General features: G+C 40.1%; 15 protein-coding genes. 5 read left to right on the top strand and 10 right to left on the bottom strand.

Annotation, left to right across the window (positions count from 1 at the left end; genetic code table 11):
• Nucleotides 1-64 precede the first annotated feature (64 nt).
• From RMX69_RS08810 to RMX69_RS08770, 9 genes are all read right to left on the bottom strand, one after another.
• On the bottom strand, nucleotides 65-1,678 hold the full coding sequence (locus RMX69_RS08810; RefSeq protein ID WP_322637204.1) for an NAD(P)H-quinone oxidoreductase subunit 4: 1,614 nt from the start codon (nucleotides 1,676-1,678) through the stop codon (nucleotides 65-67).
• A 581-nt stretch (nucleotides 1,679-2,259) separates the two neighbouring features.
• The gene (locus RMX69_RS08805; RefSeq protein ID WP_289796598.1) at nucleotides 2,260-2,493 is read right to left on the bottom strand and encodes a type II toxin-antitoxin system HicB family antitoxin; all 234 of its coding nucleotides are present in this window, start codon (nucleotides 2,491-2,493) and stop codon (nucleotides 2,260-2,262) included.
• Nucleotides 2,494-2,792: 299 nt separating this feature from the next.
• A complete protein-coding gene (locus RMX69_RS08800; RefSeq protein WP_322637203.1) occupies nucleotides 2,793-2,963 on the bottom strand; it encodes a type II toxin-antitoxin system RelE/ParE family toxin in 171 nt (56 codons plus the stop codon).
• The gene (locus RMX69_RS08795) at nucleotides 2,950-3,162 is read right to left on the bottom strand and encodes a hypothetical protein (RefSeq protein ID WP_322637202.1); all 213 of its coding nucleotides are present in this window, start codon (nucleotides 3,160-3,162) and stop codon (nucleotides 2,950-2,952) included. The genes RMX69_RS08800 and RMX69_RS08795 overlap by 14 nt, the downstream gene beginning before the upstream one ends.
• A 101-nt stretch (nucleotides 3,163-3,263) precedes the next feature.
• Entirely contained in the window at nucleotides 3,264-3,941 is a 678-nt protein-coding gene (locus tag RMX69_RS08790) for an MAE_28990/MAE_18760 family HEPN-like nuclease (RefSeq protein ID WP_322637201.1), read from the bottom strand.
• Nucleotides 3,941-5,029 carry a DUF262 domain-containing protein gene (locus RMX69_RS08785; RefSeq protein ID WP_322637200.1) on the bottom strand — a complete coding sequence of 363 codons (1,089 nt, stop codon included), beginning with the start codon at nucleotides 5,027-5,029 and terminating at the stop codon, nucleotides 3,941-3,943. Before RMX69_RS08785 ends, RMX69_RS08790 begins: the two co-directional genes overlap by 1 nt.
• Before the next feature lie 334 nt (nucleotides 5,030-5,363).
• On the bottom strand, nucleotides 5,364-5,561 hold the full coding sequence (locus tag RMX69_RS08780) for an element excision factor XisH family protein (protein ID WP_322637199.1): 198 nt from the start codon (nucleotides 5,559-5,561) through the stop codon (nucleotides 5,364-5,366).
• A 17-nt stretch (nucleotides 5,562-5,578) separates the two neighbouring features.
• Nucleotides 5,579-8,242, bottom strand: coding sequence for a bifunctional aconitate hydratase 2/2-methylisocitrate dehydratase (gene acnB, locus RMX69_RS08775; protein ID WP_322637198.1), 2,664 nt, complete (start codon nucleotides 8,240-8,242; stop codon nucleotides 5,579-5,581).
• A gap of 357 nt (nucleotides 8,243-8,599) precedes the next feature.
• Nucleotides 8,600-9,532 (bottom strand): DUF4351 domain-containing protein, encoded by a 933-nt coding sequence (locus tag RMX69_RS08770; RefSeq protein ID WP_322637197.1) that lies wholly within the window; start codon nucleotides 9,530-9,532, stop codon nucleotides 8,600-8,602.
• Between the two features lie 686 nt (nucleotides 9,533-10,218).
• On the opposite strand from RMX69_RS08770, the gene RMX69_RS08765 reads away from it, so the two are divergent.
• From RMX69_RS08765 to RMX69_RS08745, 5 genes are all read left to right on the top strand, one after another.
• Nucleotides 10,219-10,539, top strand: coding sequence for a 2Fe-2S iron-sulfur cluster-binding protein (locus tag RMX69_RS08765; protein WP_069068216.1), 321 nt, complete (start codon nucleotides 10,219-10,221; stop codon nucleotides 10,537-10,539).
• A gap of 285 nt (nucleotides 10,540-10,824) precedes the next feature.
• A complete protein-coding gene (locus tag RMX69_RS08760; RefSeq protein ID WP_069068215.1) occupies nucleotides 10,825-11,004 on the top strand; it encodes a hypothetical protein in 180 nt (59 codons plus the stop codon).
• An 87-nt stretch (nucleotides 11,005-11,091) separates the two neighbouring features.
• Complete coding sequence (locus RMX69_RS08755) at nucleotides 11,092-12,159, top strand: DUF3326 domain-containing protein (RefSeq protein ID WP_322637196.1); 1,068 nt, start codon at nucleotides 11,092-11,094, stop codon at nucleotides 12,157-12,159.
• Nucleotides 12,160-12,244: 85 nt separating this feature from the next.
• A complete protein-coding gene (locus tag RMX69_RS08750; protein WP_322637228.1) occupies nucleotides 12,245-12,841 on the top strand; it encodes a CPBP family intramembrane glutamic endopeptidase in 597 nt (198 codons plus the stop codon).
• 506 nt (nucleotides 12,842-13,347) lie between these two features.
• On the top strand, nucleotides 13,348-13,968 hold the full coding sequence (locus RMX69_RS08745) for a CP12 domain-containing protein (RefSeq protein WP_289799964.1): 621 nt from the start codon (nucleotides 13,348-13,350) through the stop codon (nucleotides 13,966-13,968).
• A gap of 143 nt (nucleotides 13,969-14,111) precedes the next feature.
• Here the strand turns inward: RMX69_RS08745 and RMX69_RS08740 are convergent, their stop codons facing one another.
• Nucleotides 14,112-15,227 carry an LptF/LptG family permease gene (locus RMX69_RS08740; protein ID WP_322637195.1) on the bottom strand — a complete coding sequence of 372 codons (1,116 nt, stop codon included), beginning with the start codon at nucleotides 15,225-15,227 and terminating at the stop codon, nucleotides 14,112-14,114.
• Between the last annotated feature and the right edge of the window lie 89 nt (nucleotides 15,228-15,316).

The following is a 15,316-nucleotide window of genomic DNA, read 5'->3' as shown; positions in this document are numbered from 1 at the left end:
AACCACCCCTCTATTGCCCTAATAATTTAGAATTTACTTGCAGACCCCTTAATGGGAAGTTAATTTACTCAGAAATGTTAATCGAACTTTCAACTTGAGAAGTAGCCAATGTTGGTGCAGAGAAAATCCGCGAGTACAAACTTGATGGTTGTTGATGAGCAACAACTGGTAGAACTTGACGAGCATGAGCAGCTAGTTCTATTGCCTTTACATCATAAGTCTGCGTTGCCAACTTGGGATAAAATCCGATTCCGATGATTGGTAGCAGCAAACAAGCGGTAATAAATATTTCGCGGGGTTTGACATCAGATATTACAGCATCCAAGTGCAAGTCTTGACTTTGCTCACCGTAAAACACTTGACGCAGCATCGACAGTAAATAAATTGGTGTCAAAATCACGCCAACTGCTGACAGCAGAACGACTACAACTTTGAAGCTGGAACTGTAAACATCACTGCTGGCGATACCCAGAAATACCATCAACTCACCCACAAAACCACTCATTCCGGGTAAGGCGAGAGAAGCCATTGAACCAATGGTAAACAGAGCAAAGGTTTTGGGCATTACCTTAGCCATACCGCCCATTTTATCCATCATCAAGGTGTGGGTGCGATCGTAAGTCACGCCAGATAGGAAGAACAAGCTAGCAGCAATCAAGCCGTGGGAAACCATCTGTAACACTGCACCACTGATACCCAGTTCTGTGTAAGAGGCAATCCCAATCAGCACAAACCCCATGTGGGCAATTGAAGAGTAAGCCAAACGACGTTTGAGATTGGTTTGAGCAAAGGCACAGCAAGCACCGTAGACAATGTTCACCACACCCAAAACTGCTAACACTGGGGCAAAAGTCACATGGGCATTGGGCAACATTTCCACATTGAAGCGGATGAGAGCATAACCACCCATTTTTAACAACACACCAGCCAAAATCATCGAACCGGGTGCTGATGCTTCACCGTGGGCATCAGGTAGCCAAGTGTGTAAGGGGAAAATCGGTAACTTTACACCAAAGGCTATTAAGAAACCTGCATAAACCAACAATTCCAAGGTTTTGGGGTATTCTTTCATTCCTAGAGTCGCCATGTCGAAAGTGACGGTATCTCCAGAGAATGCCATTGCAAAACCGGCAATCAAGATAAATATTGATGCAGCAGCGGTGTAAAGAATGAATTTGGTAGCAGCATAACGGCGGTTTTGTCCTCCCCAAATGGAAATCAGCAGGTAAACTGGCACTAACTCGATTTCCCACATCAGGAAGAACAACAGCAAATCTTGGGCAACAAATACGCCAAGTTGGGCGCTGTACATCGCTAACATCAAACCATAAAATAATCGCGGCTTGGTGTTAACTTTCCAAGCCGCGAATATTGCGAGGGTATTTATTAAGCCTGTCAGAAGCAGTAAGGGCATCGATAAACCGTCAACTCCCACAGCCCAATGCAAACCTAACTGCGGTATCCAAGGATAGTTTTCTATAAGTTGGAGTGTTGAGCTTTGGAAGTCGTACTTATACCAAAAGGCATAAATCATCAGTGCAAAGTCGGCAAAAGCAACGCCCAGACCATACCAGCGGACAGTTCTACCTTCCTTGTCTGGGATTAGGGGGATGGCTAAAGCAGCCACCAAGGGTAAGAGGATTATGGCTGTTAGCCAGGGAAATTCAATAGCATTCATCACTTCTGACAATCAATTTGGCTTATCGCTTTTAATTTCATTATATTAAGGATTCAATACTTTTGTAAACATTCTTTAACTATAGAAAATTAAATTTTTGACATAGATAAGAATATATACTCATTGAATGTCAAATTATCAGGATAAATAAGAATAAATACTTATCTGTTTTTGACGATTCCATTCTAAATGTAAACTTTTGCAACGTCAACAAATAACAGGAGCTAAAGCCACCGTTACAATACAGTTAAATTTCCATGCTTCATCCCTATTGTCAGGGCTATCTAGTCTATGCTTCTAAGTTGAGTCATAGACCTAACGCCCAACCCTTTTTCTACTAGCGTTGGGTAGGGTGTAGAAAATGGATAACTAACAAGTATGAATCTCGTCTAATCAATTGCAGCAAGTCCCAGACTATAGGTACATCCGGGGACGAAGACATGAATTATGGCTGGTATAAAAAATTAGTAAGATACCGTAGGCGTAGCCCGTCGTAGACATCGTACAGCCATTAATATCCGAAGTATGTGATGGGCTACCTGATGCACTTTTATGTCAACTTTCTTGAACTCGAAGATGTATCATCCTAATTCAGTGTCATCCACTGACAAAAACTCATGTAATTCTTTTATAGTGAGTGCAGGATGGTACATATTAGGTTCGATTTTATAGACTTCCAAAAAAGATGCGATCGCTTCTTTAAGTTGCTTGATTGCTGCTGCTTGATTTATCCCTTGTCTTACCAGTCCATTTTCTAAACATAAAGCAAACCAATAACCAGCACTCTTTCGCAAAACTGTTGTGTAGAAGTCCATAAATGTTTATTAGTGAGACAATAGTTGAAGCAACAGGTAATTTGGGCAATTATTCATGATCAAAAGCTAGCCACTTCCACAGGAAGTTCAACGGCTAATTTTTTACGGTTGGTTTTGATTTGTTCAATTTTTTGAAGAGTTTCAGCAGTTAAATAACTTTTGCGATCGCCTATAATTTTAATACTACAGTATGTGCTTCAAGGAAAAATTCTGTAGATGTCTTTGCGGTGAGCAACTCGTTGGCAGATTAATGTTTTTGTTTCTTGATCAAGAGTAATGCCAATCCGATAATCACCAACTCAAATTTTATATTTATCGCTATAGCCTTTCAGTTTTTCAAGATATCCTAATTCAAAGGGATTCTCTGATTCAATTTCTTGAAACACGATAGGTTCTATGCGGCTTTGAATCTCAACTGGTAAAGCAGCAAGTTCTTTCAAGAATCTTTTGGTATATTCAACTTGCCACATTTTCTTCTTTTAGTGATTGATAATATTGTAGTGCTTCATCTTTTGATAATGGTTTTTCTTCCTCTACTTCCTCCATGAGTTTTGCTAAACCATAATTCTCAAGAATTTCTTCAATCTTTTCAAATTCAGCGATAGGAATTTGTACCGCAATAGGTCGTTGATTGTCATCGATAACATAGCTTTTGTGAAGTTCAAGCATTTTAATAACTCCTATGTGTAGAAATCCATACCCTTACTATAAGCTGTAGTAATGAGGCAGGTTTTTATATCTTAATTTTCCACAAAACTCACCTGAACTAACTATTTTAAATATTCTTTGTTAGATAGATAACTCTCTATATTTTCTAATATTCCCTTTAAATAAGAAATAACTCTTTTTTGAATTTCCAATAATTCGTCCGCAGTAGCATCTCTACCAACCTCCTCAAATGATTTAAAACCATGTGCCAAATCATTCCTATTAGTCTTAACTGTTAGTAAATCGCTACCGTCTTTAGTTTTCTTAGAATTTGTTGTACATGAAAAGCCATACATCTCAGATGTTTGTCGTATTTTTCTTGCGTCAATATTACCTGAAAATAATTTTTCTTTATCAAAACTGCTAGATATTATATCACATGAAATATTGTTTATATTCTGTAAAAGAGTATCAGTAGAGTTGTTATCCTTGAAGTTCTTAATAATAATTTTTTTAATTTTATTTGTGGCATCATCAAAAGAAATATTTTTATTTTGAAATTCATCAAAAATTGTTGTAATTGCATTACGCATTGTGGATTCGACCAGATTATAGAGCAACAAAAACCCTGTTGCTTTAAGAGTTTTTTCTAAATCATTGTTTATTGATTTTGTTTTTGTATTCTTAGCATTACCCATGCTTAATTTAATTGAACCTTGCTCTAAATTTTTCAAAAATAAAAAATATCTACTAACTTCTTGAGCGCGGTCATCAAAATCTTGAAATAATGTACTTTTCATTAATTGCCTAGAAGCTGATCGCGAACATAATGAATACGCTTATTGACTTTATTTTGAGAACTACTTGCATCAGATTGAGTACAATCTTTAAATGCTTGAGAATCTAAAAAACCAGTTGATTTTGGTACTAGATTTGGGTTTTTTCTTAATGCTAAAGCAATACCGACAGAGATTGATTCAAACTTGATTCGAGTTGTCGGTTCATAGCGATTTTTTATTTTTCGATAAATATGTAAAGCATTAGGGAAATGCTTTTCCACAAATTCTAACATCAAATAAAACTCATTTTTCATTGCATCAATACTTAGAGAACTAGATTTATTTTCTTGTTCTAAATAGTCATCCAAAAACTCATGAACTTTTCTACCAGAGTAATTTTTATAGTTATTTAAAAATGCAAAAAAACGTAATACAAATTCCTGTGGATCTCTTTTATCAATTTCAGGTTTAGTAAAAGAGCATAAATCTTGAAATTTTTTATTTCTTGATAGTTCCTCAATTAGATCGAGAAACTTTCCTGGTTTACTTCCCCTGCGTTTCTCCATTTCGTTTAATTCAAGACTACCACTATTAATTCTCTCAAACAGATCCCTTCTGACTTCTTCATCTGCTTCTTCTGTTAATTGAATCATTCTAATAGTAGTTCTGTTAAAACGCCTTTGGCGTTGTGGCGGTAAATCTTCAAAAGTAAACCCATTCAGAGTTTTTAATTTTTCAAGATTTTTTAATCTAAGTTCATTGTTAATAAACCTAGTTAAAGTGCGAATACGTTGTGTACCATCTATAATTTCTAAACGTGCTAAATCTTCTGATTCTGATATATCAGCAACGAAAATATAAGGTATTGGTAAACCTAAAACTACAGATTCAATAAATTTTGATTGCCTATCTTCATCCCAAGCCATTTCTCGTTGATAGTCTGGAATAAAGAATTCATTTTCCTCTTTATCTTTGCCATCTAAATATTTTTGAACAATTACTTCGATAGGGTATTCTAAGGTGGTGTAGTCAACACGCTTTCTTTTGTCACGAATTTCTTCTTCAGCCTTTTCTTTGCGTTCCTCTGTAATTTCTAATTGAGTTACCATAAATTGACAATTTGTTTTTGTTAATGTTTAGTCTTAGAAAATTTTGTATTGATTTAACTAGTCTGACCAAATTTTACCACTTGGCTAAGTTAAAGGTGAGTCTCGAAAAAAACATTCTATCTGATATAGCAACGGACAGGGAGCTTAGGACAGCAATAAAATCACAAAGTACGCTGTTGAAGACGCGTTTCCCGCAAACTGTCCTAACGGCTTTGGCGACTGCTATATAATAATTATATGAAACCCTAACTTCATTAAGCTTAAGTATCTTCTCCCCAGGAATCATATCATTTCCTAAAGTCAAGACTCAGTTTCGCTTAAATTATACCAACTGTTAATTTTCTCTACTTATAGACAGGTTTTTTTCACCAGCCATATCCGCAAACAGTTTAACTTCAGGATATTTGATTGGATAGGGATCAGCCGTAATTACCGAGCTATCTTTAATTAAGGCATTTTTCACGGCATTATGGTAAATATCTTTTACTGGCATTTTTATCCAGATAATTAAAGTAGGGTGGGCATTGCCCACCCTACTTTAATTATCTACTAACGCAAACTACTAGCTGGCATACCCAAAATATCCTCAAGCCTCGGCATATCTTCCAACGCAATCACTCGCCCTTCATCCTCAAAACCGACGATTTGATCGAAGTTCAAATACCGATATAAATCATCGGCAAAAGGCTCAATTCTATTCGCCACAATATCCAAGTATTCCTGCACTGTGGGAAGCCGTCCTAGCAGCGCACAAACTGCGGCTAATTCTGCTGAACCAAGATACACTCGCGCATCTTTACCCATACGATTATTGAAGTTGCGGGTTGAAGTAGAAAATACTGTTGTGCCATCAGCAACTCGCGCTTGATTACCCATGCACAAACTGCATCCTGGCATTTCTGTACGCGCACCCGCAGCGCCAAAAACGCTGTATACACCTTCTTCTTTTAATTGGTGTTCATCCATGCGGGTTGGTGGTGCTATCCACAGGCGAGTTTTCACTTCACCTGCGCCTTCCAAAACTTTTGCTGTTGCCCGATAATGACCAATATTCGTCATACAAGAACCGACGAATACTTCTTGCACTGGATCGTTAGCAACTTCCGATAATAATTTAACATTATCGGGGTCATTGGGAGCAGCAACAATTGGTTCTTTGATTTCGTTCAAATCAATTTCAATTATTTCGGCATACTCGGCATCAGCATCCCCTTCTAATAACACGGGATTTGCTAACCATTCTTCCATTTTTGCCACACGGCGCAGCATGGTACGCGCATCTTGATAGCCCCGTGCTATCATATTTTTCAGCAACGCAACGTTAGAACGCAGATATTCCGAAATTGTCTCTACACTCAGCTTAATTGTGCATCCGGCACAAGAACGTTCGGCGCTAGCATCGGTGAGTTCAAAGGCTTGTTCAACTTTTAAATCTGGCAAACCTTCTATTTCCAAAATTCGCCCAGAAAAGATATTTTTCTTGTTCTGTTTTTCTGCTGTCAGCAAACCTTTTTGAATTGCTACGTAGGGAATAGCATTCACGACATCGCGCAGGGTGATACCTGGTTGCAATTCTCCTTTAAATCTTACCAAAACTGACTCTGGCATATCTAAAGGCATGACACCCAAGGCGGCTGCAAAGGCCACTAATCCAGAACCGGCGGGGAAGGAAATACCCAAGGGGAAGCGGGTGTGAGAGTCGCCGCCAGTTCCTACGGTGTCGGGTAGCAGCATCCGGTTTAACCAAGAGTGGATGATACCATCACCGGGACGGAGGGCGACACCGCCACGAGAAGCAAAGAAATCGGGGAGTTCGTGATGGGTTTTGATGTCTACTGGTTTGGGATAAGCTGCTGTGTGGCAGAAACTTTGGATAACTAAGTCTGCACTGAAACCAAGACAGGCGAGTTCTTTCAATTCGTCGCGGGTCATGGGGCCTGTGGTATCTTGAGAACCAACGGTAGTAATGATGGGTTCGCAAGATGTGCCGGGACGTACACCAGGTAATCCGCAAGCTTTACCGACCATTTTTTGTGCTAGGCTGTAGCCTTTGCCTGTATCAAAGGCTTGCTGGGGACGGGTGAAAACTGTGCTGGGTTCTAAACCGAGTGCAAGACGAGTTTTGTCGGTGAGGGTACGGCCGATAAGTAGGGGGATGCGTCCACCTGCGCGGACTTCATCGAGAATGGTGTCAGGTTTGAGGGCAAAGGTGGAAATGACTTCGCCTGTTTCGTTGGTGATTTCGCCTTTGTAGGGATGGATGGTAATTACCATGCCGGTTTCGAGTTTGGTGACATCGCACTGAATAGGCAAAGCACCAGCATCTTCTGCTGTGTTGAAGAAGATTGGCGCGATCGCACCACCTAAAACATAACCCCCAGCGCGTTTGTTTGGCACAAAAGGTATATCATTTCCCATGTGCCACAATACTGAGTTGATGGCAGATTTACGCGAGGAACCTGTACCAACTACATCTCCCACGTAAGCTACAGGATGACCTTTCTTTTTCAGTTCGGCAATGGTTTGTAAGCTTCCCGGTTGCCGTGACTCTAACATCACTAAGGCGTGTAAGGGAATATCTGGGCGAGTTGTGGCGCTTTGGGCGGGGGATAAATCGTCGGTGTTGGTTTCGCCAGGAACTTTAAAAACGGTAACAGTAATCGCTTCTGGTACTGTGGGACGCATGGTAAACCATTCAGCTTCCGCCCAAGAGTCAATTACCCGTTTGGCGAAAGGATTGGTTTTAGACAACTCTAAAACATCGTGGTAAGCGTCATACACCAAGAGGATTTTGCTTAAAGCGTTGGCGGCGTAGGCGGCGATGGGTTCCTTTCCTTGTCCGCCCATTACCAGAGGTGTTTCAGATGAGTCAGAGAGGGATACAGTGGGCCATTGCAGTAAATCGATTAAGGATTGCACATTGTAACCACCTACCATCGTCCCTAACAATTGTACCGCTTCTATGCGCGAAACCAAGGGACTAGTGATTTCCTTTTTGGCGATCGCGGTGAGAAATCCAGCTTTGACATAAGCTGCTGGATCGACACCAGGAGAAACGCGATCGCTCAATAAATGTAATAATATCTCCTCTTGACCCTTGGGCGGATTTTTCAGTAATTCACATAATTCTGATGTTTGCTTCGCATCCAATGGTAAAGGAGGAATACCGAGTGCTGCTCTTTCGGCAACGTGTTTACGATATTGTTCTAGCATTTTGATGTTCTCCATTGGGATGTTCTATCTTTAATTATGAAATTTTTAGGCAATACTTGGCTATAAAAGTTTAGCTTACTTTTATGATGAAAGCCTTACTGGTAATCAGTTATTAGCAGATTTTTTTATACTGAAAGTTTAAAAAGCGAATAGAATTTGTTACTACACAAAACTTAGTCCACCTCCGTGGACTAAGAAGATGTTTGGAAAGTCATGATTGATGTATCAAATATTGTTTTACCCCACCCTAACCCTCCCCTTATAAAAGCGAGGGAACCGGATTTTCTTGTTTCCCCCTTTTATAAGGGGGGATTAAGGGGGGTAATAATTCGATTTCTCAGGTGTAGTAATAATAAATTAGATTGATTGTTGGTTTAACCAAGTTTCTAAATCAGAAAAACTAGAAAAATCTAGCAATGCTTCTCCTAAATTCTCTAATTGTTCAAGTGATAAGCCTTGAATTTGCTCGATTAATGACGTATCAATCTCACCAATACGGCGATTGAGTTGACGCAATATTAAGTTTTGTTTTCCTTCTTGCCTTCCTTCTTGCCTTCCTTCTTGTTTTCCTTCTTGCCTTCCTTCTTCTCTGGCTTGTTCTCTATTTTTTTGATAAAGTGGTTCTAGTCGCATAATTAACTCCCTATCATCTGCTTCTAATTCTTGATTTACTCTCAAGTTTTCGCGCAAGTTGTAAACTAATTCAAGAGTTTGTTTCTGGTATGGATGATCTAATGGTAACGCTTGCAACTCGATAATCGCTTGTGACTGCACACTTCCCCTACCTAAAAGCCTCAACCATAATGTCTCTGGTGTTTGCGGTAGTTGGTGTATCGCTACAATTGCTGTTCGCAAGGCATCTGGCAGAAAATGCACTCCTGATAACCAACCTTGTTTTTGAATAGTTCCAAAGCTAGACAATCTAGTTTCAGATATGGTTGGTGTAAAAACCCACAATTTGGGAATTTCTGAGTCTTGAAGTTTGGTTTTATTTGCCTTAGCTTCTCGTCGCAATAAAGCCTTTATTTCTAATAATTTTAGAATACAGTCGCAGATTTCATCGGTAGAAGCTGGATTGCGGTACGGTTCTATAATTGCAGGATGTTCAGCAAATCTTCCTAGCAAACCCAGTATTTGTATATTAGAGCTTTGCTGTTTAGCAGGAGTGAATAAAACATCTATTTCTTTAATCTCTCCTGATACTTTTTCTGATGCCTTGACTTCTCCGTAATCTTTTAATAATTCTTCTAGATAGTCTTTGGCAAATTGATCATGTATAAACCTGGTCATTAAATCTTAAGATTTCAGAAGTTCTGGGTTAATGCAAAGTCTTATTATATAGCAAGCCTGAATCATTCGTGATGAAATAGATCCCCGACTTCTTTGCGAAATCGGGGATCTGCTGGACACCTTTAATTTTCACCGAAAACTTGGGTCTAAAGCCATGTCTTTTGAGGACGGCTTTTTATCATTGGTGACAGTACTTTAAATGAGTAATGAGTAATGAGTAATGAGTGGATGAGAAATGGGTATTTACTCATTACTTATTACTTATTACTCCAAAATCACCGGCTTAATGTTGTAACCTGAAGGCTTTATGTTGTAACCTTAAGGCTTTATGTTCTAGCTCTAAGGCTTTATGTTGTAACGTTAAGAGTCAACTTTACAACATTGATGACCAAAGTTGGTTGGTGAGTGCAACCATCGCTACATAGTGTATATTGTTGATTTACAGCGATCGCAAGAAACGCGATGCCTACGGCGGGCTACGCCTACGCGAATATTTTATAGTAAGCAAATTTAACTAATTTATTTGTGTATTATATTGTAAATAATGTTACAAACATACAAAATATTCAGAATTAGCTGCTATGATTATCAATCTTTTAGCTAAATTTTTGTGGTAACATCTGGATATTTTTAACTAATTCAGATAAACTGATAAATTTGTCCGTTGCATCACGCTTCTTTTGTATATGCCCAAAACTTACACCGTAGAAATTGATCACCAAGGCAAAATTCATACCTTGCAAGTTCCTGAAAATGAAACGATCTTATCAGTTGCCGAAGCTGCTGGTTTGGAACTGCCGAGTTCTTGTAATGCAGGTGTCTGCACAACTTGCGCCGGTCAAATAAGCGAGGGAACTGTAGATCAAGCTGATGGTATGGGCGTTAGTCCAGATTTGCAAAAGCAAGGTTACGTATTGCTTTGTGTTGCCAAACCCCTTTCTGATTTGAAAATTCAGACCGAAAAGGAAGATGTACTTTATCAGTTACAATTTGGCAAAGGCAAATAATCAGCGAACAGTTATCATGATGATGTTTGTAAAGCCCTGGCGACTAGAAGTCGCGGCTACACAGACTTGTGTTGAGCGGAGTCGAAATACAAAACCTGCCTCCGCAGGTTAAAAACCCTTAATTTTTTCTTAGTCCACGGAGGTGGACTTTGTTTGTGTAGTAGCAAATTCTATTCGCCCAATACTTTTAAAACATCCTCTAAGTACTTTATAAATAACACAAGGATTTTATAGCAACTGATATTCAGTTATTCTAGAAACTACAAATCAACAGGATTTACCAAAATGACGACTCATTTTATTACCGCAGAAATTGATTTACAAGAAACTCCCGCAGAATTACTAGAAGTCATTGAAACAGAGTTAAAAAAACAAGGCGAACCTCTGCGTTGGGCAGTTACTTCTGTAGATGCTGACGAACAAAAAGCTACAGTTGAAGCTGTGGTGACTACAGTCAATAGTTAGGAGTTAGAAGTTAGGAGTTAGGAGTTAGTATTTGATGGCTTGTTATTCATAAACTCATAACTCATAACTCAGCACTCATAACTTAAGATGAATTGTCCATACACCGCTATCTTAATCGTACCAACAGGCGTTGGGGCTGCCATTGGGGGTTATGCAGGAGATGCTTTACCTGTTGCCAAACTTATAGCACAGGTTTGCGATCGCCTAATTACTCACCCCAATGTCCTGAATGGCGCAAGTTTGTATTGGAATCTGCCAAATGCTTTCTATGTTGAAGGTTATGGACTTGACAAATTTGCCTCTGGATGCTGGGGTTTGCGTCCAGTCCGCAACAACAAAGTAGGTTTGCTTTTAGACCAAGCCATTGAGCCAGAGTTACGGCTACGACATATACAAGCAGCGGATGCAGTTAGAGCAACTCTAGGATTGACCTTAACAGATTATGTAATTACTGATGCACCATTAAATGTAGAATTACGGACTACAGCATCGGGAGCGAGTTGGGGAACAATTGGCAACCCAGATAGCTTGTTAAGGGCAGCTGAGATATTAATTAAAAAAGCGGGGGCAGAAGCGATCGCAGTTGTTGCTCGTTTCCCTGATGATATGGATGAGGAAGCAGTACAAAAATACCGCCAGGGTGAAGGTGTTGATTCCTTAGCGGGTGCAGAAGCCGTAATTAGCCATTTGCTAGTGCGAACCTTTCAAATTCCTTGCGCCCATTCTCCCGCCCTTTTGAGCGAACCTCCACAACCTGATTTATCTCCCCGTTCCGCCGCCGAAGAATTGGGCTATACCTTTTTACCGTGCGTCCTTGTAGGATTAAGTCGTGCCCCACAATTTATAGTAGACAGAGGAACAATAGCATCACAGCAAGGAGATATTTGGGCAGATGAAGTAGATGCTGCGATCGCACCTGCAAATGCTTGTGGTAGCAGTGCCTTACTGAGTTTAAGCCAAAGACAATGCCAAATAATTACAGTAGAAGAAAATAAAACTCTGATAAAAGTTCCTGCCCAACCTTTGGGGATCAAATCTATACAGGTAAACTCATATTTAGAAGCAGTAGGTGTATTGGTAGCACACAAAGCAGGTATCAATCCCTCCGCTCTCCGTCCCAAATTATTACCTTTGCAGCCAGTAATTAAAAGTTAGGAGTTAGGAGTTATGAGTTATGAGTTGTTATCTTCCTCATCTTCCTCATCTCCCTCATTTCCCTCATCTCTCCCCTAAAAAACCCGTGATTGAACAACAAAAGCAAGAGCCAGAAATTCCATACCTGACGCGCATCCAAGTACTTGGGGCGATGGGAGCGACTGCAATCATTTTGTTGATAGTCGCCAAACTTTCGTTATACTTTGGCAACTTTTCGCTATTTTCTTGGGACTTGAATCAAAGAGAGTTGCTGTTAGGTGTAGGGTTGGGGTTTGTACTCACCGCGTTAAGTGGCTTAACTTACCGCCTGTGGACTGCCTATCGTAAGAGTGCAGATTATTACCTAGAAGTAGTACTCAAGCCTTTAGCTTTACCAGATTTAATTTGGCTGGGGTTGCTACCAGGGTTGAGTGAAGAATTGTTATTTAGAGGTGTGATGCTACCAGCTTTAGGCTCCGATCTTACAGCTGTAATTGTATCCAGTCTTTGCTTTGGCATCTTGCATTTTAGCGGTTCCCAACAATGGCCTTATGTAATTTGGGCAACAATTGTCGGGATGATATTGGCATATAGCGCCCTGCTTACGGGCAACTTGTTAGTGCCGATTGTCGCTCATATTATTACTAATTTGATTTCTAGCTATTTCTGGAAAATGCGGCAATTTTCGGCAATGAAAAAATAAACCTTCAAACATCCAACCTATCATCAAAATATGGCTATTATGGTGTTGGATAATTTAGGTTGAAACTGAACAAAAAGATCAAATTCCCCAAGTTTTGCGGGTGTGGTTGCGTTACCGCAGTAAGAAATACTTTGGATGCACCGAACGCTACCGAAGTCACGCTAGGTTCAGTAAGAGAACTCCAAGAAATAAATTATCCAATATTGTGGGGTGGGCATCCTGCCCGCCCAGTCTACAGGGCGGGCGAGACGCCCACCCCACAAGAGTTAATTGGATATTTTTTATTTGCAAGTCCCTAAGAGAGTTTTATCACAATTTATGCTTAGTTTTTGGGCATTGGTTACATTGGATAACATCATAAGTTGACAACTGGTCTAATTTATTGTTGTAGCTGGGCAAAAGTTCAACTTTTTTACTTTCTAGTTAGCCAACTGTGCGCTGCAATGCTTCGATACGTCCATGAGGGCGCAGTGCTGCACCGGACTATTAACCAGGAGACTACAGCAATGATGAAAGCTGAAGATATCATGACCAAAGACGTAGTTACCATTCGCGGTTCGGCAACTGTTGCTGAAGCGGTGGGGCTGATGAAAGATAAAGGATTGCGGGCACTGGTTGTGGATTGCCGCCATGAGAATGATGCTTATGGCATTGTCACAGCAACGGATATTGTCTATAAGATCACAGCCTACGGTAAAGATCCCAAGCAAGTGCGGGTTTATGAAATTATGAGCAAGCCCTGCATTGTAGTCAATCCTGATTTGGGTGTGGAATATGTAGCGCGGTTATTTGCTAATACTGGTATTCATCGCGCACCTGTGATTCAAGGCAAGTTGTTGGGCATCATCTCGATTACCGACATTTTGACTAAAAGCGACTTTGTGGAAGCGCCAAAATCGCTACTGCTGGAGGGGAGAATTCAAAAAGCAATTGAGCAGGCTCGTGCTATTTGCACTGAACAAGGTGCTTATTCTAAAGCCTGTGCAGCTGCCTGGGATGAGGTAGAAGAACTTCAGGCAGAAGCAGCTCATCAGAAAGCTGAGGGTATGATATCAGCTAAAGTCTCTTTTGAAGAATACTGCAAGGAAAACCCCAATGCACCAGAATGTCGAAATTATCACCCGTAATTGAAGTGGGAGAATAATAGACATCTGGTGAAAAATAATGTAGAGATGTACCACTGCGATGTTTCTACAGGGGTTATGGATAACGCATATTTAATTTCACCAGATGTTTAATATTGTTTGTCTACTGCCGCATCCACCTCACTTTACCGTCTCGCAACTCGCATCAATAAGAATAAACCTATTCCCAAAAAAAGAAAGTTGGGCAACCAAGCGCCCATAAAGGGAGAGAGGACACCTGCTTGTGCGATCGCGCCACTAATAAAGAAAATTAAGTAGTACGAAAATATAACTAGGACACTAATTCCAAAGCTTGTACCTCTCCCCGTCCGCTGGGGTATGCTTCCCATCGCTGCACCTACCAAGCCAAAAACTACGCATACAAAGGGCAAAGAGATTTTTTGTTGAATCCGCACTTCAAGTTTACGAATTTTTTGGCGATCGCCACCAAGATTTTCCACTTCTAGTTGATTTAGTGCTTCAGAAATATTCATTTCACCATAATCGCGGCTTTTTTCTGCCAGACTTAATGGCGTGCGCGGTAGTTGCAGTTGTTGTTGTTCAAATTTGACGATGTTACGATAAGAGCGATCGGCAGCAACAAAATAGATCGTACCGTTGTAAAAATCCCAGACATTTTGAGAAGGATTCCACTGAGCCGATTCTGATACTACAATTTGATTCAGATTTTTTGTTGAGCGATCTATAATTGTCAACCCTGTCATACGCTTACCATCAAATTGGTCGGCGTAAAACAAGCGTGTCAATATCCGATTTTTAGAACCATCCGGCTGGACAACATCCTGGTATTCAGGATAGAAAATATTTTGCTGTTTAAAAGTTGGCTTGTCTGATTTGAGTGCTTTCTGTAAAGTCATCGCCGCTTGATAATTTGCTGCTGGTGCAATTTCTTCATTAAAGACAAATGTCATTCCTGTGACTACAAGACTTAACATCACAGCAGTTAGCACCATGCGATAGACACTGACGCCACAACCACGCAAGGCAATTAGTTCGCTCTCGCTAGAAAGACGACTGTAGGTCATCAAAGTAGCCAGCAGCGTAGACATGGGGAAAGCTAAAACGATAAAATTGGGAAATTTTAACAAAAAAACTTGAATAGCAATGTCTATGGGTAGCCCAGATTCTACAATTTTTCTGACGAGATCAAATACAGCATCAATGGTGACACCAATTGATGAAAAAGCTCCGACACCAAAGAAAAACGGCGCTAACAATTCGCTGGCAAGGTAACGATCCATGATCGTAAAAGGCAGCAGCGAATAGAGACTATTAAAATACGTGAGCTTCTTTGATATCATAAGCAACTTGAAAATTTAGATATTGGCAA

Source organism: Nostoc sp. EspVER01 (genome assembly GCF_034530635.1).
Classification (GTDB): Bacteria; Cyanobacteriota; Cyanobacteriia; order Cyanobacteriales; family Nostocaceae; genus Nostoc.
The sequence above is the reverse complement of the archived record's forward strand: the minus strand, read 5'-3'. Positions and strand labels throughout refer to the sequence as shown.